Origin of the sequence: Thermus sp. NEB1569 (assembly GCF_022385295.1) — a bacterium.
GTDB lineage: Bacteria > Deinococcota > Deinococci > Deinococcales > Thermaceae > Thermus > Thermus scotoductus.
On sequence record NZ_CP092445.1, the window covers coordinates 2,039,708 to 2,058,010 of the forward strand.

General features: G+C 63.9%; 11 protein-coding genes and 3 tRNA genes. 4 read left to right on the forward strand and 10 right to left on the reverse strand.

What is annotated here, in order from left to right:
* Positions 1–11: 11 nt before the first annotated feature.
* From MI302_RS11620 to pgi, 9 genes are all read right to left on the reverse strand, one after another.
* Positions 12–88 (reverse strand) — tRNA-Val (locus MI302_RS11620).
* A gap of 1 nt (position 89) precedes the next feature.
* A tRNA-Glu gene (locus MI302_RS11625) sits at positions 90–164 on the reverse strand.
* A gap of 6 nt (positions 165–170) precedes the next feature.
* Positions 171–246: transfer RNA gene (locus MI302_RS11630), tRNA-Lys, on the reverse strand.
* Between the two features lie 51 nt (positions 247–297).
* On the reverse strand, positions 298–999 hold the full coding sequence (locus tag MI302_RS11635) for a hypothetical protein (protein WP_239725858.1): 702 nt from the start codon (positions 997–999) through the stop codon (positions 298–300).
* 84 nt (positions 1,000–1,083) lie between these two features.
* Positions 1,084–3,459, reverse strand: coding sequence for a cytochrome c oxidase subunit I (gene ctaD, locus MI302_RS11640; protein WP_239725859.1), 2,376 nt, complete (start codon positions 3,457–3,459; stop codon positions 1,084–1,086).
* A 14-nt stretch (positions 3,460–3,473) separates the two neighbouring features.
* Positions 3,474–4,487: a cytochrome c oxidase subunit II gene (coxB, locus tag MI302_RS11645; RefSeq protein WP_239725860.1), complete on the reverse strand. Its 1,014-nt coding sequence runs from the start codon at positions 4,485–4,487 to the stop codon at positions 3,474–3,476.
* A gap of 12 nt (positions 4,488–4,499) precedes the next feature.
* A complete protein-coding gene (locus MI302_RS11650; RefSeq protein ID WP_239725861.1) occupies positions 4,500–6,323 on the reverse strand; it encodes a heme o synthase in 1,824 nt (607 codons plus the stop codon).
* A 167-nt stretch (positions 6,324–6,490) separates the two neighbouring features.
* Positions 6,491–8,080 (reverse strand): phosphoenolpyruvate carboxykinase (ATP), encoded by a 1,590-nt coding sequence (gene pckA, locus MI302_RS11655; RefSeq protein ID WP_239725862.1) that lies wholly within the window; start codon positions 8,078–8,080, stop codon positions 6,491–6,493.
* A gap of 52 nt (positions 8,081–8,132) precedes the next feature.
* Entirely contained in the window at positions 8,133–9,395 is a 1,263-nt protein-coding gene (gene pgi / locus MI302_RS11660) for a glucose-6-phosphate isomerase (protein WP_239725863.1), read from the reverse strand.
* A gap of 32 nt (positions 9,396–9,427) precedes the next feature.
* Here pgi and MI302_RS11665 point away from each other — a divergent pair, with 32 nt between their 5' ends.
* The 4 genes from MI302_RS11665 to groL all read left to right on the forward strand — a co-directional run bounded on the left by MI302_RS11665 (position 9,428) and on the right by groL (position 14,518).
* The gene (locus tag MI302_RS11665; protein WP_239725864.1) at positions 9,428–11,725 is read left to right on the forward strand and encodes a GNAT family N-acetyltransferase; all 2,298 of its coding nucleotides are present in this window, start codon (positions 9,428–9,430) and stop codon (positions 11,723–11,725) included.
* Positions 11,703–12,473, forward strand: a complete 771-nt coding sequence (locus tag MI302_RS11670; protein ID WP_239725865.1) for an RNA methyltransferase — start codon at positions 11,703–11,705, stop codon at positions 12,471–12,473. Before MI302_RS11665 ends, MI302_RS11670 begins: the two co-directional genes overlap by 23 nt.
* A 97-nt stretch (positions 12,474–12,570) precedes the next feature.
* Positions 12,571–12,876, forward strand: a complete 306-nt coding sequence (gene groES, locus MI302_RS11675; RefSeq protein WP_038055202.1) for a co-chaperone GroES — start codon at positions 12,571–12,573, stop codon at positions 12,874–12,876.
* A gap of 13 nt (positions 12,877–12,889) precedes the next feature.
* On the forward strand, positions 12,890–14,518 hold the full coding sequence (gene groL / locus MI302_RS11680) for a chaperonin GroEL (protein ID WP_019550604.1): 1,629 nt from the start codon (positions 12,890–12,892) through the stop codon (positions 14,516–14,518).
* Positions 14,519–14,599: 81 nt separating this feature from the next.
* Here groL and dnaE read toward each other — a convergent pair whose 3' ends face one another.
* Positions 14,600–18,265 (reverse strand): DNA polymerase III subunit alpha, encoded by a 3,666-nt coding sequence (gene dnaE, locus MI302_RS11685; protein ID WP_126170811.1) that lies wholly within the window; start codon positions 18,263–18,265, stop codon positions 14,600–14,602.
* Positions 18,266–18,303 lie beyond the last annotated feature (38 nt).

Below are 18,303 nucleotides of genomic sequence, written 5' to 3' on the forward strand. Positions count from 1 at the left end.
TGTTCCCATCGTGGTGGGCGGCAGAGGATTTGAACCTCTGACCTCTCGCTTGTAAGGCGAGCGCTCTGACCAGCTGAGCTAGCCGCCCGTGGTGACCCCAGGGGGAATCGAACCCCCGTTTCGGCCTTGAGAGGGCCGCGTCCTGACCGCTAGACGATGGGGCCCTGGCTTGGTGGGCCGTGCAGGATTCGAACCTGCGACCTACCGATTAAAAGTCGGTTGCTCTGCCAGCTGAGCTAACGGCCCAACAGCCTTAGTGATTATAGGGGAAGGGCAAGGGCTTGTCCAGGGCAAAGGCTAAAAGAGCCCCCTTAGGCGCTCCATGATCCTAAGGCCAAGGGCTTCCTCCTCTGACCGCCTTAGGAGGCCCACGAGGTCGAATGGCCTCCTCGCCACCGCCTCCAGGGCCACCTTGGGCAGGGAAGCTGCCTCCAAGAAGGCGAAAAAGGCCTCGTCGGCCCAAGGGGGTACCCAGGCTCCGCTGCGGCACAGGAACACCCGGTGGAAAACCCCTTCCACTGGCCCCCCAGGATCCTTGACCCTCTCCACGGGAACCGCAGGCACGGGTTCCAGGGAAGGATCGCGCCAGGAAGGGTAGAAAACCCTAAGCCTGGCCCCTTGGCGGGCGTAATAGACCATCCAGTCGTCGCAGGCGGGTTCCACGCCCAAAGGGCGGTAGCCCGCATCATGATGGGCATCAAAGAGCATTACCTCCCGCACTCCCTGGTGCACGTCTGAATGGAAGGCCAAGGCGTTGGAATCCGCATAGTAAAGGCGGGCCTCCGGGGCGAAGGCAAAGCGCTCCCAGAATCCCTCCCATCCCCGGGCCTGGGGCAAGGGAAGCCCCCTTAGGAGGAAGGCCAAGGCCCGCTCCTCCCAAACCTCCCCCAGGTAGTAGGGGGTTTCAAAGTGGGCCCAGGCGTAAAGGGGAGCCAAAGGGTCTTGGGGATCCTGGGGCACGGGGAAAAAGTAATCAAAATCCACCACCAAAAGGCGCATCCCTTCCCATAGATAGCAAAGCCCCCGCCTTTTGGGCGGGGGCTAAGGCCCAGCGTGCTTTCCCGTAGGGAAACACCTCGAGGCTTACCAAACGTAGAAGATGGTGACGATTACCAGCCAGACCGCATCCACCAGGTGCCAGTACATGCTGGCCGCCTCGAGGGTACCGTGGTGGTGCTGGCTGACCTTACCCCTTAGGGCTTGCAGGTAGGCCAGGATCAGGCCAAAGCCACCGATGACCACGTGCAGGCCGTGGAGGCCCACAATGGTGAAGAAGGTGGCGGTCCACAGATTCTCCTGCCAGCTGGAGTGGCGGTGGAATTCGTAGAACTCGTAGGACTGCACCAGGAAGAAGAGAACCCCCAGGATGATGGTGACCAAAAGGCCAAAGCGGAAGGGGCTGAAGCGGCCCCGCCTCAGGTCGTGGTGGGCGAAGTGCACGGTGAAGGAGGAGCTCACCAGGAAGAAGGTGTTGAGGAGAGCAAGCCAAAGGGCAGGCCGTTCCTCCGGGGGTACCGCCGCCCCGGTAAGGCGCAGGTAGAGGTAGCCGGCGATGAGGATGGCGAAGAGGCCCACTTCCGAAACCATGAACCAGGCCATCCCCATCCAGGCGTTGGACTTGCCGGTGACGGTATGGTGCTCCACCGGGTGGCTGTACTCGTCCTCGAGGGCCCACCTGATCAGGCCGTAAGCAAAAAGGGCCAGGAAGACCCACATCCACACGTTGGGCACAGGCAGGGCCGCCACGGAAACAAAGAAGGCGAAGAGGGTAGCGGCGGAGTAAAAGGGCCAGAAGGAGCTATTGGGCAGGTGGATGTGGCTGGGGTCTTCGGGCTTCAGCTCCACCCCCTTCTTGGCCCAGTCGTAGAGAGGCCGCTCAGAGGGGAAGTCCTTGGGCAGGACCACGTCAAAGTTATGGGCCTTGGGCGGGGAGCTGGTGAGCCACTCCAGGGTGTAGCCACCCCAGGGGTTATCCGGAGCCTTCTCCCCGGAGCGCAGGCTCTTCCACATAACGTAGATCCAGACCAGACCCCCGAGGCCCAGGATGAAGGCCCCAATGGTGGAGATCAGGTTAAGCTCCGGCCAGCCGGCGATGTCCGCATTGTAGGTGTAGTACCGGCGGGGCATCCCCAGGAAGCCCAGGGCGTACTGGGGTAGGAAGACCGTCAGGTAGCCCACCAGGAAGAGCCAGAAGTGGAGCCGCCCCAGGCGCTCGTCGTACATGCGGCCCGTCATCTTGGGCCACCAGTAGTAAAGACCGGCGAAGGCCCCGAAGCCCGACCCCGCCATCAAGACGTTGTGGAAGTGGGCCACCACGAAGTAGGAGTCGTGGAATTGGTAGTCCAGGGGAACCATGGAGAGCATGACCCCGGTAATGCCCCCCAATAGGAAGTTGAAGATAAAACCCAACACCCAAAGGAGGGGGGTTTTCATCTGCAGATGCCCGCCCCAAAGGGTGCCGATGAGGTTAAAGAGCTTCACCCCCGTGGGCACGGCGATGAGGGCGGTAAAGAAGGCGAAGGCGATCTGGAAGATGGTGGACTCCCCCACGGCGAACATGTGGTGGGCCCAGACCATGGTCCCCAGCACCACGATGCCCATCTGGGCCCAGACCATCTGCTTGTAGCCGAAAAGGGGCTTGCGGGCAAAGGTGGAGGCCACCTCAGCGAGGATCCCCAGGTAGGGCAAAAGCATCACGTACACCGTGGGGTGGGAGTAGAACCAGAAGAACTGCTGGAAGAGGACGGGGTCCCCCCCGATCTCCGGGTTGAACCAGGAGAGGCCGATCTTCCTCTCCAAAAGGACAAGGAGGGTCGCCGAGGTGAGCCCGGCGAGGCTAAAGAGGTTGAGGACGCTGGCGGCGAAGACGCTCCACACGTACATGGGCATCTTCCACATGCTCATCCCTTGGGCCCTGAGGTTGTAGATGGTGGCGATGAAGTTGGCGTTGCCCAAGAGGCTGGAAAAGCCCAGGAGCAGGATGGCGGCCATGTAGAAGTCCACCCCGCTACCCGACTGCACGGAGAAGGGGTAGTAGAAGGTCCAGCCCACGCTGGGAGCTCCACCGGGGAAGAGGTAGCTCATCAGGGCCAGGATGATGGCTCCCAAAAAGGCCCAGTAGCTGAAGGCGTTGACCCGCGGCAGGGCTACGTCCCTGGCCCCTAACATGAGGGGCACCACGAAGTTACCAAAGCCGGTGAGCCCGGCCTGGATGATGAAGAAGAAGAGCATGGTGGCCCCGTGGAGGGTGAGAATCTGGTTGTACTGCTCCCCCGTAAGGAGGTTGTTGTTGGGCACCGCCAGCTGCGCCCGGATCAGGAGGGAAAATACCCCGGCCAAAGCGAAGGCGAAGAAGGCGGTGGCCGTGTACAAGAGCCCGATCTTCTTATGGTCTACCGTGGTCAGGAGATCCCAAAGGATCGCCCAGAAACCGGCTTTTGGCTTGGTTGCGATGGCCATCTGCCCATACCTCCTTAGAACTTAGGCAACGCCTTGAAGTCAAAACCCTCCACCTTAAGCCCATCCAGGTAGCGGACCAAAGCGTTCAGGTCCTCCTCGGAAAGCTGGGGGAAGCCCGGCATCTTGACCCCAGGCTTCATGGCCGCAGGATCTCTGATCCAGGCCTTCATATTCTCGGGGGTGTAGTCCACGATCCCCGCCCCCAGGCTCACCCGGTTACCCACGAAGGCCAGCTCCGGGCCGATGACCGCAGGAGGCATCTTGGCCTGCACCGAGTGGCAGGCCGTGCAGTTCTGCTGGAAAACCTGCTGGCCCCGGGCGTCGGCCACGGGCGGCGCGTAATCTTTGGCCGCCGCCACGAAGCGGTCAAACTCTTCCTTAGGCAGGACGATGGCCCGGAAGAGCATGCGGGAGTGGCTGGAACCGCAGAGCTCGGCACAGAAGCCGTAGTAGTTGCCCGGTTTTTCCGGTGTAAAGGAGAGAAGGGTCTTTTGTCCCGGAATGGCGTCCCTTTTTCCTGCAAGGCCCGGCACCCAGAAGGAGTGAATCACGTCCTTGGAGGTGACCTCCAGCACCACCGGCACCCCTGCGGGCAGAATAAGCTCGTTGGAGTTGCGGAAGCCAAGCTCAGGGTAGTTGAAGTCCCACCAGAACTGGTAGCCCGTCACCTCCACCTTCAGGGCCCCGGCGGGAAGCTGGTTTACCTGGATGAGACTGCGGGCAGTCAAGCTAAATAAGACAAATACAATAAGTAGGGGGATTACCGTCCAGATGACCTCGAGGCGGTCGTTGCCATGGACCTGGGGAGGCTCCCCCTGCTGCCCCGGCTTAGCCCGGAACTTCCACGTCACGTAGGCCAAAGCCCCTGCCACCACCCCAAAGACGAGGATGGAAAAGATCAAAACCCAGACCAGGAGAAAGTTGGTCTCCCGGTTGAAGGGGGAGACGGGGTGGGTAATGGCCACCCGGTGGGCCTCCTGGGCCAGGGTCAAACCTAGAAGACTGAAAGCCGCCACAACTCTTTTCATCCGCTTCCCTCCCTAAAGCACCCGATCCACCGCCATGGCCACGAACAAGAGGGCCAGGTAAAGCATGGAGTATTTATACAGCGAAACCGCCGTCCTCCGCTCGGGCTGGCGGTAGAGGGCAAGGCTCTTAAGGATAAGCAAAGCATTAAGGGCGAGGCTCAAGAAGAAGTAAACCAGGCCGAGTTCCCCCAAAAGGAGGGGCATGAGGGAAATCAAGGCAGTGAGCACGGCATAAAGGGCGATCTGCATCACCGTCACCCTTTCCCCCAACACCACGGGCAGCATGGGCACCCCCACGGCCCGGTAGTCGTCCTGGATCATGAGGGCTAAGGCCCAGAAGTGCACCGGGGTCCAGAAGAAGATGAGGGCAAAGAGGTACCAGGCAAAGAGGCTTAGCTCGCCCGTCACCGCCGCCCAGCCCACCAGGGGGGGAAAGGCTCCCGCCGCCCCACCGATGACGATGTTCTGCCAGGTGCGCCGCTTCAGGTAGAGGGTGTAGACCAGCACGTACCAGATAAGGCCCATGAGGGCCAGGGTGGCGGAAAGAAGGTTCGCCCCCCACCAGAGGAGAAGGAAGGCAGAAAGGGCAAGGCCAAAGGCGAAGAGAAGGGCATCCCGGCTGGAAATGCGCTGGGTCACGGTGGGACGCTTGGCGGTGCGGCGCATGCGGGCGTCGATGTCCCGGTCCACCACCATGTTGATGGCGTTAGCCGCTCCCGCCATCATGTAGCCTCCCAGGGCCACCACCAGGAAGAGGCCCGTGCCAGGCCAGCCCTTGGCGGCGATGAGCATGGCCAAAAGGGTGGTGAAGAGAAGGAGGCTGATCACCCGGGGTTTGGTGAGGGCCAGGTAGTCCTTCCAGGTGGCTCCCCCAGTGCCCCGGTGCACCTGCCCCGCCTCCGTACCCTCCCCCAGCTCCACCCGCCTAGCCCCCTGGACCAACGCCGCCGCCGAAAGCAGGATGAAAAGAAGCCACACGGCGTAAGCCAAAAGAAGGTGCAGGATCTGCATCCAGACCGGGGCCTTGAGCCACACGTTCACCAGGCCCACGAGAAGCTGCACTCCATAGAGGTATGCGAGGGCATGGGCGAAGCGGCGGGTATGGGAGGAAGGCCGCAGATGGGCCACCAGGTAGCCAGCAAAAACCACATAAAGCCCCACGCTCACGGCGATGAGGGGGTGAAGCACCCTGAGGCGCACCAGGAAGTGCTCGCCTGGGGTCAGGGAGCGCTCCAGGGCCTCGAGGGTGTTCCGCACGGGGAAGAGAAGGTCCCCCAAGGCGGTCACCGCCCCGCTCATCCCCAGGAAGAGCAAGGCGATAAGCCCCAGGAGCAAGGCCGCCCCCACCGCACCCTGCCCCCTAAGGCGCAAGGGAGCACCCCCAGAGGCCCACCAGGCGGTGAGGACCAGGAAGGCCAGGAGGAAATAGGTGTTGGCCAGGTGCACCATCTGCACCACAGCCCTGGCAGCGCTCACGTTATGGGCTGTCCAGCCGAACAGGACCAGGGAAGCCCCCACCAGGCTCTCGGTGATCATGAAGAGAAAGGCCAGCCCGGAGCCCAGCCGCGCCGGGTGGCCCTTGGGAAAGAGGCGAAAGGCGAGAAGGGCCAAAAAAAGCACGGAAAGAAAGGCGAGGCCCGAGGTAGCCCGGTGGGTGAACTCGATGAGGGTCTCCACCTGCGGAGCTCGGGGGATAATCTCCCCGTTGCAGGTGGGCCAGTGGGCACCGCACCCCGCCCCCGACCCCGTGGCCCGCACGTAGGCACCCCAGAGGGCCACCAGGATGTTCCACACCAGGACGCCCCAGGCGTAACGGCTAAACCAGGCTTGGCTCATAACAGACCCGTCCCCCAGACGGCAGTAGCCATCATTTTGCCAGAAGTACCTAGGCGGGGGTGAAGTACATTTGTCCCTTCCATTACCTGCCACCTGAGAGACTAATACCCCCGGGCCCTACTTGGCAAGGGGCTGGGCAGAAGGCCCATCCCCACAAAGGATAAGGGCTACCCCACCTTTGGTCCTGCCCGGCGTATGGCTTCCTCCACCCCGTCCGCGTACTTCTGGAAGTTTTCCTGGAACAAGGTAGCTAGCTTCCTGGCCTGGCGATCGTAGGCCTCCTTGTCCTCCCAGGTTTCTCGCGGGTCCAAAAGCTCCTTGGGCACCCCGGGAACCTCCAGGGGGACCTCAAAGCCGAAGACGGGATCCTGGCGATAGGGAACCCCCTCGAGGGCCCCGCTTAGCGCCGCCTGCAAAAGGGCCCGGGTCACGGGCAGGGGGAAGCGCCTACCCACCCCGTAAGGCCCCCCGGTCCAGCCGGTGTTCACCAGGTACACCCTGGGACCATGCTTCTTGATCTTCTCCCCCAGCATGCGGGCATAGACCCCGGGATGGAGGGGAAGAAAGGGCGCCCCGAAGCAGGCGGAGAAGGTGGCCTTGGGCTCGGTGACGCCCCTTTCCGTGCCCGCCACCCGGGCGGTGTAGCCGGAGAGGAAGTAGTACATGGCCTGCTCCGGGGAAAGGCGGGCGATGGGGGGCAGGACCCCGTAGGCGTCGGCGGAGAGGAAGAAGATGGCCCTGGGGTGTCCGGCCACGCCAGACTCCACCACGTTTTCCAGGTGGCCCAAGGGGTAGGAGGCGCGGGTATTTTCCGTCTTGGTGTCGTCGTCCCACTCCACCCGACGGCTTTCCGGGTTCACCACCACGTTCTCCAGGATGGCCTCAAACTGATTGGACGCCTTATAGATAAGGGGCTCATACTCTGGAGAAAGGCGGATGACCTTGGCGTAACACCCCCCTTCAAAGTTGAACACCCCCTCCTCGCTCCAACCGTGCTCGTCGTCACCGATAAGAGGCCTCTCCGGATCGGTGGAAAGGGTGGTCTTGCCCGTCCCGGAAAGACCAAAGAAGATGGCCACATCCCCCTCCTTCCCCACGTTGGCCGAGGCGTGCATGGGGAAAACCCCCCGCTTGGGCATGAGGTAGTTCATCACGGTGAAGATGCTCTTCTTGATCTCCCCGGCGTACTTGGTACCCACGATGAGGACGAGCTTTCTCTGGAAGCTGATGCCCACGAACACCTCGCTCCGGGTTCCATCCCGCTCCGGGTCGGCCAGGAAGTAGGGAGCGTGGACCACGGTAAAGCCTGGGGAAAAGGGCTCCACCTCGTCGTCCTCGGGGAACCGGCGCGGGAGGATGAACATGTTGCGGGCAAAAAGGGCATGCCAGGGGCTTTCCGTAATCACCCTTACCGCCAGACGGTAGCGTTTATCGGCTCCGGCATAAAGGTCCTGAACATACAGGTCCCGCTCGGAAAGGTAGGCGACCACCCTTTCCCAAAGGGCCTGGAAGGCCTCCGGGGAGAAGGGCTGGTTCACCTCCCCCCACCAGACCTCCTCCTCCACCCCAGGCTCCCGCACCACGAACTTGTCGCGGGGGCTTCTCCCCGTGTAAGGGGTGGTGTCCACCACCAAGGCCCCCTTGTGGGCCAGAATCCCCTCGCCCCGGGCCAGGGTGTGCTCCACCAGGATGGGGGAAACCGTGTTCCAAAAAACCTGCTTTTTCGGTTTGATGCCCAAAGGCTCCAGTCGGTCCATAGAGACCCCCTTATGCCTAGGGCATCATACACTTATTTCCACGCTTCCAAGGTTAAGAGCCATATCCGGGACGCCCAAGAAGGGCAAAGGTCAAGCGCTTGCCCAGCTCCACCCCGGGCTGGTCAAAGGCGTTCACCCCCCAGAGCTCCCCCAGGAAGGCGGTTTGCCACATGAGGTGCTGCAAGAGCCAGCCCACGGCGTAGGGGGAAACCTCCGAGAGGTAGAGGGTATAGACCCTCTGTCCCGCTTCCGCCAAGGCCTGGTAGGTGGCCTCGGCCTCGGCTTTGAGGAGCTGGAATAATCCCTTGCCGAAGAGGTAGGCCGCCTCCGTTAGGCCCTCCACCTGGGGTAAGGTAAGGTCCTCTGTGGGCCTTTCCGGCACCACCAGAACGATGAGCTTGTCCAAGGGGCCTTCCCGGAAGAGCTGCACCTGGGCGTGCTGGTCCTGGGGACCCAGGGCGGGCACGGCGGTGGTGCCCACCCGGTTGCCCTCCCCATCCCGCTTGCCCAAGGACTCGTCGTGGAGCTGGACAAACCAGGCGGGAAGGTATTTCAGCCTTTCCGAGTACACCATAAAGACCGTGATGGGCAGGTGGCGGTGGAGGTGCTGGAGCAAGGCGGTTTTCAGGGGGAGGTTTTCCTCCAGCGGGGCCAGGGCCAGCTCGTTCGCCTTCCTCGCCCCCATGAGGAGGGCCTCCAGGTCCATCCCGGCAAAGGCCAAGGGAAGGAGCCCCACCGGGGAGAGCACGGAGAAGCGCCCTCCCACGTTGTCGGGAATGGAAAAGGCCTCGAGGCCCTCCTTTTCCGCCAAGGCCCTTAGCGCCCCCCGCCGGGGATCCGTGGTGAGAACCAGGTGCCGCCGCCAGTCCTCCCCCAGGTTCTCCCGAAGCCAGTTCAGAAAAACCAGAAGAGCGGCCAGGGTTTCCGCGGTGGCCCCCGACTTGGAAACCGCATTCACCAGGGTCTTCCGGGGGTCTAGGCCCCGAAGGAGCCGAAGCACGGGCTCCGGCTCCACGTGGTCCACGTAGTGGAAGCGCACGCCGCTTTCGTTGAAGGCACTCTCCAGGGCCTTAGGCCCCAAGGCGCTTCCCCCGATGCCCAGGAGGACGAAGTCCTCCACCCAGGGGTTAGCCTCCCGATAGCGGCGGATCCGCCTCAGGGTTTCCGTGTCCTCGGGGAGGTCCATCCAGCCCAGCATGCTTTGGGGATCCTTCCGCTTGGCCAAAAGGGCCTCCCGGGCCTGAAGAAGGAGGGGCCCGTGCTCCTTAAAAGCCTGGGGGAAATCCGGGAGGAAGCGGGTATCCAGGCGCAGCATGCTTCCATGCTACCCGGATGTAGGCTAAAGGCATGGGCTACGTGCCCCCACCCACCCCCCAGCATGGCCTCGAGGAGGGTCCCGTCCTCCTCAAGGACGGGCGCACCGCCTTCCTGAGGCGGGCAGGCCCCAAGGACCTTCCCCTTTTCGTGGAGTTCCTGAGGCGGCTATCCCCGGAGTCCTTGCGCATGCGCTTCTTCTCCCCCATCTCCCCGGAAAAGGCGGCGGAGCTTCTCCTTTCCGCCAAACCGGAAGAGGAAAAGGTGATCCTCATGGTCCTGGCGGGAGACCCCCCCAGGATGGTGGCCACGGGGGAGTACGTGCGCCTGAAGGGGGAGGGCACCGCCGAGGTGGCCTTTCTGGTGGACGATGCCTTCCAGGGCAAGGGCCTGGGCACCCTCCTTCTGGAGCGCCTGGCCTTGATCGCCGCCAAGCGGGGGGTAAGGCGGTTTCAGGCCTTCGTCCTGGCGGAGAACCAGAAAATGCTCAACGTCTTCATGGAAAGCGGCTTCCAGGTACGGGCCCGCAGGGATAGCGGGGAGGTGGAGGTGGAGTTTGAGATCCTCCTGGAGGAGAAGGCGGCGGAGCGGTTTGAGTGGCGGGAAAAGGTTTCCACCCTTGCGAGCCTTCACCCCTTCTTCTTTCCCCGGGGCGTGGCGGTGGTGGGAGCAAGCCGCGACCCGGAAAGCATCGGCTACCGGGCCCTGGAAAACCTCATCTTTGGCCGCTTCCAAGGCCCCGTCTACCCGGTGAACGAGGCCATCGGCAAGGAAGGAGGTACGGTGGGGCCCCTTCTCGCCTACCCCAGGGTGGAGAGCATCCCCAGCCCCGTGGACCTGGCGGTGATCGCCGTGCCCAAGGAGCGGGTTTGGGAGGCCCTCGAGGCCTCGGGAAGACGAGGGGTGCGAGCCAGCGTGGTCCTCACCACCGGCTTCCAGGACCAAGAGGCCAAAGAGCTAGCCGACAAGGCCAGGCGTTTGGGGATGCGCCTTCTGGGCCCGGGTTCCTTGGGCCTGGTCCACACCCACCCCGAGGTGCGCCTGGCGGCGGGCCTGGCCCCCCTCCCCAAACCCGGACCCCTGGCCATCTCCAGCCAATCCGGCACCCTGGGCCGGGCGGTGATGGCCTATGCGGAGGGCATGGGACTCGGCATCTCCTCCTTTGTCTCCTTGGGGGCCAAGGCGGACATCTCCTCCAACGACCTTTTGCAGTTCTGGGAAGAGGACGAGCGAACCCGGGTGATCCTCCTTTACCTGGAGAGCTTCGGCAACCCCCGGCGCTTCTCCCGCCTAGCCCGCAGGATCGGCAAGAAAAAGCCCATCCTGGCGGTGCATCCCTCCCGGGATCCCTTGGTGCGCACCCTCTTCGCCCAGGCCGGGGTGATCCGGGCCAACAGCCTGGAGGAAGCCTTTGACGTGGCCGCCCTTCTGGCCCTGGGGCGCCTTCCGGAAAACAACCGGGTGCGACTCATCTCCAACGCCTCCGGTCCCTCCAACCTGGCCCTCGAGGCCCTCAGGGAAGGAGGGCTTTTCGTGGAGCACGTGGACCTGGGCTCCACCGCCAAGGCGGAGGAGTTCGCCCGCGCCCTGGAAGAAGCCCTGGAAGGCGAGGCGGGAAGCGTGTTTCTCCTCTTCGTGCCCATGGGCTTTACCAGCGAGGAGGAGTTCCTGGCTCTTTTGGAGAAGGCAGAAGGGAACAAGCTCCTTTTGGCCTGCGTGATGGGCTCCCCGGGAGTGCGGGCCCGGGTTATGGGCCAGGTGGCCCTCTACCGCTTCCCCGAATCCGCGGCCATCGCCTTGAGCCGGGCCTGGGCTTACAAGGCCTGGCGGGAAGAGCCCCTCCACTTCCCCGACTTTCCCGACCTGCGCCTGGAGGAGGCGAGGAAGCTCCTAGAAGGGAAAGAGACCCTGAGCCAGGCGGAGGGGGCCGCCCTCTTGGAGTGCTTCGGCCTGCCCTTGGGGAAGGGGGAAGGGCTTTCCCTCAAGCTCACCGCCAAGCCCCACCCCCTCTTCGGCCCCGTCCTCACCCTGGTCCTGCCCACCCCCCTGGGGGACCAGGTGCTGGGCCAGCGGCTTTCCCCCCTCACCCAGAAGGACGCCCAGGAGCTGGTAAGACCCCTAAGCCACGGGCAAAGCCCGGATCTTTCGGGTCCTCTCGACCCCGCCCCCTACCAGGAAATCGTCCTCAGGCTTTCCCGGCTTCTGGAGGAACTGCCTCAGGTGGAAGAAGTTTCCCTGGAGCTTTCCGGACCCCGGATCGCCAGCTTTGAAGTGCGCCTCGGGGGAAACCCCGAACCGAGGAACCGCCATGCGCATTCAAAGCCCCGCTAACCCCAAGGTGAAGGCCTTGGCCGCCCTGAAGGAACGAAGGGAGCGGGAAAGGACTGGCCTTTTCCTGGTGGAAGGCCGGCGGGAGGTGGAAAGGGCCCTAAGGGCCGGTTTCCACCTGGAAACCCTCCTTCTCGGCCCCAAGGCCACCCCGGAGGACCAAACCCTGGCGGGATCGGCCCCCACCCTGGAGCTTTCCCAGGAGGCGATGGAGCGGGTTTCCGTAAGGGAGAACCCGCCTCCCGTCATCGGGGTCTTCCGCCTGCCCCACAAAACCCTAAAGGAGGTCCGGCTCCCGCAAAACCCCCTGGTCCTGGTCCTTCTGGGCCTGGAAAAACCCGGCAACCTGGGGGCCATTCTGCGCTCGGCGGATGGGGCGGGGGTGGATCTGATCCTGGTGGCGGAAGGGGTGGACCTCTATAGCCCCCAGGTGATCCGGAACTCCACGGGGGTGGTCTTCTCCCTGCCCGTCTTCCCCGTGGCCGAGGAGGAAGCCGCCCGCTTCCTGGAGGAAAAAGGGCTTTTTTTGGTGGCCGCCACCCCCAGAGGGGAAAAGGTTTACTGGGAAGAGAACTACCAAAGGGGAGTGGCCTTCCTCCTGGGCACCGAGGACGAAGGCCTTTCCGAGGCCTGGCTTTCCCGGGCAAGCGTGCGGGTGCGCATCCCCATGCGGGGGGTGGCGGATAGCCTCAACGTGGCGGTGAGCGCCGCTCTTCTCCTCTACGAAGCTCTACGCCAGCGCTCCTTATAAAACCCCCCTCAACCCCCTTGACAAAGAAGCACGGGGGCAAAATAATAACCCTTGGTTTGACACTCTCGCCCTTTGAGCGTCAAAGGAGGGAGTGAATATGGCTGCGGAGGTGAAGACGGTGATCAAGCCCCTAGGCGACAGGGTTGTGGTGAAGCGGATTGAGGAGGAGCCCAAGACCAAGGGCGGCATCGTGCTCCCCGACACCGCCAAGGAGAAGCCCCAGAAGGGCAAGGTGATCGCGGTGGGCTCGGGCCGCGTCTTGGAGAATGGGCAGAAGGTGCCCCTCGAGGTCAAGGAGGGGGACATCGTGGTCTTCGCCAAGTACGGCGGCACCGAGATTGAGATCGACGGCGAGGAGTACGTGATCCTCTCCGAGCGCGACCTTTTGGCGGTTCTGCAGTAAAGGGAGGTGAGGTATGGCGAAGATCCTGGTGTTTGACGAAGCAGCCCGCCGGGCCTTGGAGCGCGGCGTGAACGCGGTAGCCGATGCGGTGAAGGTAACCCTGGGCCCCCGGGGCCGGAACGTGGTCCTGGAGAAGAAGTTCGGCTCCCCCACCATCACCAAGGACGGGGTGACGGTGGCCAAGGAGATCGAGCTGGAGAACCACCTGGAGAACATCGGGGCCCAGCTCCTCAAGGAGGTGGCCTCCAAGACCAACGACGTGGCCGGTGACGGGACCACCACCGCCACCGTCTTGGCCCAGGCCATCGTGCGGGAGGGCCTCAAGAACGTGGCCGCCGGCGCCAACCCCTTGGCCCTCAAGCGGGGCATTGAGAAGGCGGTGGAGGCGGCGGTGGAGAAGATCCGCTCCCTGGCCATCCCCGTGGAGGACCGCAAGGCCATCGAGGAGGTGGCCACCATCTCCGCCAACGACCCTGACGTGGGCAAGCTGATCGCCGACGCCATGGAGAAGGTGGGGAAGGAGGGGATCATCACCGTCGAGGAGTCCAAGAGCCTGGAGACCGAGCTGAAGTTCGTGGAGGGGTACCAGTTTGATAAGGGGTACATCTCCCCCTACTTCGTCACCAACCCCGAGGCCATGGAGGCGGTCCTCGAGGACGCCTTCATCCTCATCGTGGAGAAGAAGGTCTCCAACGTGCGCGAACTCCTCCCCATCCTGGAGCAGGTGGCCCAGACCGGCAAGCCCCTCCTCCTCATCGCCGAGGACGTGGAGGGCGAGGCCCTGGCCACCCTGGTGGTCAACAAGCTCCGGGGCACCCTGAACGTGGCTGCGGTGAAGGCTCCCGGCTTCGGTGATCGCCGCAAGGAGATGCTTAAGGATATCGCCGCCGTCACCGGTGGTACCGTCATCTCCGAGGAGCTTGGCTTCAAGCTGGAGAACGCCACCCTCTCCATGCTGGGCCGGGCCGAAAGGGTGCGGATCACCAAGGACGAGACCACCATCGTGGGTGGCAAGGGCAAGAAGGAGGACATCGAGGCCCGCATCAACGCCATTAAGAAGGAGCTGGAGACCACCGACAGCGAGTACGCCAAGGAGAAGCTCCAGGAGCGTCTGGCCAAGCTGGCGGGGGGCGTGGCGGTAATCCGGGTGGGGGCTGCCACCGAAACCGAGCTCAAGGAGAAGAAGCACCGCTTTGAGGACGCCCTGAACGCCACCCGGGCCGCGGTGGAGGAGGGCATCGTCCCGGGCGGTGGCGTGGCGCTCCTCAGGGCCATCAGCGCCGTGGACGAGCTCCTTAAGAAGCTGGACGGGGACGAGGCCACCGGGGCCAAGATCGTGCGTCGGGCCCTGGAGGAGCCTGCCCGTCAGATCGCCGAGAACGCTGGCTACGAGGGCTCCGTGGTGGTCCAGAGGATCCTCTCCGAGACCAAGAACCTCCGCCTGGGCTTCAACGCCGCCACCGGGGAGTACGTGGACATGGTGGAGGCAGGCATCGTGGACCCCGCCAAGGTGACCCGCTCCGCCCTGCAGAACGCCGCCTCCATCGGCTCCCTCATCCTCACCACCGAGGCGGTGGTGGCCGAGAAGCCCGAGAAGAAGGAGTCCACCCCCGCTCCCACGGGCGGCGACATGGACTTCTAAAGCCACCCCAACCTGGCAAAGCCAGGTTGGGGCCCCGGCAAAGGGGCAAAAGAGGCTGGGCCTACGCCCAGCCTCTTTTCTCTAAAAGGGCACCACTTCCTCCTTGGGCCCTCCTCCACCGTTCCCCTGGAGGAAGGCCTCCCGATCCGGGATCAAGTAGGCGCGGAAGCCTTCGGCCTCGAGGGCCTCGAAAACACCTTCCCCGACCCGGGCTTCCCGTAGGGAGAGGATGGCTTCTCCAAAGGGCCCCTGCACCCTCAGGTAGAGGGGGAGGTTCCCGGGGTGCTCATCCAGGATGCTCTTCAGAAGGGCAACACCCCCTTCGTCCAAAAGGGCATGGTCCACCTCCACCTCCAGGGCCTTGGGGGCCTCGGCCACCTCCTCGTGGGTCCAGGCAGCCTGGGCCATGACCCTAAGCCCCCCTTCCTCCCGCTCCACCTCCGCCAGGACCAGGAGAGGGGTGTCCTCCTTGAGCTTGGGAGAAACCCCCTCGTAAGCCCGGCCGAAAACCACCACCTCGAGGGCCCCTGTCTCATCGGAAAGGGTAAAACGGGCCATCATGCCCCCGCTTTTGGTGGGCTTGCGCGCCACCTCCTCCACCATGCCCGCGAGGAGCACCCTGGGCCTTGGGGGAAGGCCCCGGATGAAGTCGGAAAGCTCCTCCAGGGTGCAGCTCGCCACCTCCCTCAGGCCCGGGTAGCGCAGCACCGGGTGGCCGGAAACGTAGATGCCCAAGGCCTCCTTCTCGTAGCGGAGCCGGGTGATCTCGTCCAGGGGCAAGGCTTCCGCCAGGGGAGGTTCTTCCACCTCGGCGAACAGGCCCATCATGCCGGATCGCTCCCGCTCCCGGCTTTCCGCCGCCCACCGGAGGAGGGGGTCCAAGGAAGCCAGCAACCGGGCCCTGTCCCCAAAGGCGTCAAAGGCCCCCGCCTTGATAAGGGACTCCAGGGTGCGCTTGTTCACCACCCTCTCGTCCAGGCGCTTGAGGAAGTCCCCGAGGCTCTTAAAGGGACCACGGCGCTCCCTTTCCGCCAGGATGGCCTGGGCTGCCCCTTCCCCCACGTTCTTCACCGCGGAGAGGCCAAAAAGGATCTCCTCCCCCACCACCTTGAAGTCAAAGCCTGAGCGGTTGATGTCGGGGGGAAGGACCTCTATGCCCATGGCCCGGGCGTCGCGGATGTACTCCGCCACCTTGTCGGAATCGTGCCGCTCCACGGTGAGGAGGGCGGCCATAAACTCCACCGGGTAGTGGGCCTTCACGTAGGCGGTCTGGTAGGAAAGGAGGCTGTAGGCGGCTGCGTGGGACTTGTTGAAGCCGTAGTTGGCAAAGGCCTCCAGCATGTCGAAAAGCCGGTTGGCCTCCTCCTCGGGCACGCCCCGTTCCCTGGCCCCCCGCACGAAGCGCTCTCGGTGCTTTTGCATCTCCTCCACCTTCTTCTTGCCCATGGCCCGCCTCAAGAGGTCGGCCTCCCCCAGGGAGTAGCCCGCCACCTGGGAGGCGATCTGCATGATCTGCTCCTGGTAAACGGGGATGCCGTAGGTTTCCTCCAGGATGGGCCTCAGGTACTTCTCCGCATGGGGGAATTCCACGTAGCTCACGGGCTCCTGGCCGTGGTGGCGGCGGATGTAGGTGGGGATGTGCTCCATGGGCCCCGGGCGGTAGAGGGAAACCAGGGCGATGATGTCCTCGAGGCGCCTGGGCTTTAGCCCCCGCACCGTGGCGGTCATTCCTCCCGATTCCAGCTGGAAAACCCCCTTGGTCTCTCCCCGCGCCAAGAGGGCGAAGGTCTTGGGGTCGTCCAAAGGCAAGCGGTCGTAGTCCAGCTCCACCCCCTTGGACTCCTTCACGATCTTCTTGGCCTCGTCCAGGAAGGTGAGGGTGCGCAGGCCCAGGAAGTCCATCTTCAAAAGCCCCAGGGCCTCCACCGCTCCCATGTCGTACTGGGTCACGGGCCGCCCCTCCTGGTCCCGCATGAGGGGCACCAGGTCCGTGAGGGGCTCGGCGGCGATGACCACCCCGGCGGCGTGCACGGAAGCATGGCGGTTCAGGCCCTCGAGGCGCATGGCCACCTCGATCACCTCCCGCACCCGCGGGTCCTTTTCCATCTCCGCCCTTAGCTCCGGCACCAGCTCTATGGCCTCGGCCAGGGGCTTGGGCTTGCCGAACTGCACGGGAATCAGCTTGGCCAGCTCCTCCGCCTTCTTGTGGGGGATGCCGTAGACCCGGGCCACATCCTTGAGGGCTGCCTTGGAGGCCAGGCTACCGAAGGTGCCGATCTGGGCCACCTTGTCCTCCCCGTAGCGCCCGCGCACGTACTGGATCACCCGGTCCCGCTCCCGGTCGGAAAAGTCCGTGTCGATGTCGGGCATGGAAACCCGCTCGGGGTTCAGGAAGCGCTCAAAGAGGAGGCCGAAGCGCAGGGGGTCGATGTTGGTGATGCCCACGGCATAGGCCACCAGGCTCCCGGCGGCGCTTCCCCGGCCCGGCCCCACGGATACCCCATTCCGCCTGGCCCAGTTGATGTAGTCCTGGACGATGAGGAAGTATCCGGGAAAACCCATCCGCTCGATCACGGAAAGCTCGTAGAGGGCCCGGTGCAAGATGGCCTCCGCCGTCCACTCCCTCACCCCCTCCAACGGGGGTAGCTTGGGCAGAAGGGCTTCCCAGGCCTTCCCTTCCACCTGGGCCAAGGCCTCCGCCAGGGCGTTCCCATCGCCATGGGGCGGTATCCTCCCGAGAAGCCGGAAAACCTCCCGGTAAAACCCCTCGGTGATGCGGTCCGGATAGCGGGAAAGAAGCCCCTTAAAGGTGAGTTCCCTCAGGTACTGGGCCTCGGTCCTGCCCTCGGGAAGGGGAAAGCGAGGGATGCGGTAGACCATCTTGCCCCCGATGGGAAGGTCCACCTCGCACATGCGGGCGATCTCCACCGTGTTGTCAAAGGGTTCGTCGCCCCACTCCTCCTCCGGGAGCATGGCCCGCATCTCCTCTGGGGTCTTCACGTAAAACTCGTCGCAGGGGAAACGCCAGCGCTCGGGGTCATCCAGGGTGCTCTTGGACTGGATGGCGAGAAGCACCTCGTGGGCCCGGGCGTCCTCCTTGCGCACGTAGTGGCCGTCGTTGGTGGCCACCATCCCCAGGCCGTACTTCCGGGCGAACTCCCTCAGGACCTGGTTAACCTTCCTTTGCTCGGGCAGGCCGTGGTTCTGGATCTCTATGAAAAAGCGGTCACCGAAGATGGAGAGGTACTCGTTCAGCCGGGCCTCCGCCAGGTCCAGGCGGTCCTGCAGGATGAACTGGGGAATCTCCGCCCCCAGGCACCCCGAAAGGGCGATAAGACCCTCGGCATGCTCCCGTAGAATCTCCCGGTCAATACGGGGTTTTTCGTAAAAACCCTCCAGGTATGCCCGGCTCGCCAGGCGCACCAGGTTCTGGTAGCCCTTGAAGTCCTTGGCAAGAAGGGTGAGGTGGAAGTACCCCCCGTCCAGGCCCTTCCCCCTTTTGCGGTCAAAGCGGCTTTCCGCGGCCACGTAGGCCTCGTAGCCGATGATGGGCTTGATCCCCATGGCGGTGGCCTTCTTGTAGAACTCCACCGCCCCGAAGAGGTTGCCGTGGTCGGTCATGGCCAGGGCAGGGTCCTCGGGGGAAACCGTCTTCACCCACTCAAGAAGGTCAGAAAGCTTTGCCGCCCCGTCCAGGAGGGAGAACTGGGTGTGCTGGTGCAGGTGGGCGAACTTAAGGCGGCCCATAGGGTCCAGTCTAGCAAGGGCCTTGCCTCCCTTAGTTG

What these genes read in the sequence shown, in the direction of transcription:
- MI302_RS11635 (WP_239725858.1), bottom strand. Translation starts at nt 999, where the DNA reads ATGCGCCTTTTGGTGGTGGATTTTGATTACTTTTTCCCCGTGCCCCAG.
- ctaD (WP_239725859.1), bottom strand. Translation starts at nt 3,459, where the DNA reads ATGGCCATCGCAACCAAGCCAAAAGCCGGTTTCTGGGCGATCCTTTGG.
- pckA (WP_239725862.1), bottom strand. Translation starts at nt 8,080, where the DNA reads ATGGACCGACTGGAGCCTTTGGGCATCAAACCGAAAAAGCAGGTTTTT.
- groES (WP_038055202.1), top strand. Translation starts at nt 12,571, where the DNA reads ATGGCTGCGGAGGTGAAGACGGTGATCAAGCCCCTAGGCGACAGGGTT.
- dnaE (WP_126170811.1), bottom strand. Translation starts at nt 18,265, where the DNA reads ATGGGCCGCCTTAAGTTCGCCCACCTGCACCAGCACACCCAGTTCTCC.
- coxB (WP_239725860.1), bottom strand. Translation starts at nt 4,487, where the DNA reads ATGAAAAGAGTTGTGGCGGCTTTCAGTCTTCTAGGTTTGACCCTGGCC.
- MI302_RS11650 (WP_239725861.1), bottom strand. Translation starts at nt 6,323, where the DNA reads ATGAGCCAAGCCTGGTTTAGCCGTTACGCCTGGGGCGTCCTGGTGTGG.
- MI302_RS11665 (WP_239725864.1), top strand. Translation starts at nt 9,428, where the DNA reads ATGGGCTACGTGCCCCCACCCACCCCCCAGCATGGCCTCGAGGAGGGT.
- pgi (WP_239725863.1), bottom strand. Translation starts at nt 9,395, where the DNA reads ATGCTGCGCCTGGATACCCGCTTCCTCCCGGATTTCCCCCAGGCTTTT.
- MI302_RS11670 (WP_239725865.1), top strand. Translation starts at nt 11,703, where the DNA reads ATGCGCATTCAAAGCCCCGCTAACCCCAAGGTGAAGGCCTTGGCCGCC.
- groL (WP_019550604.1), top strand. Translation starts at nt 12,890, where the DNA reads ATGGCGAAGATCCTGGTGTTTGACGAAGCAGCCCGCCGGGCCTTGGAG.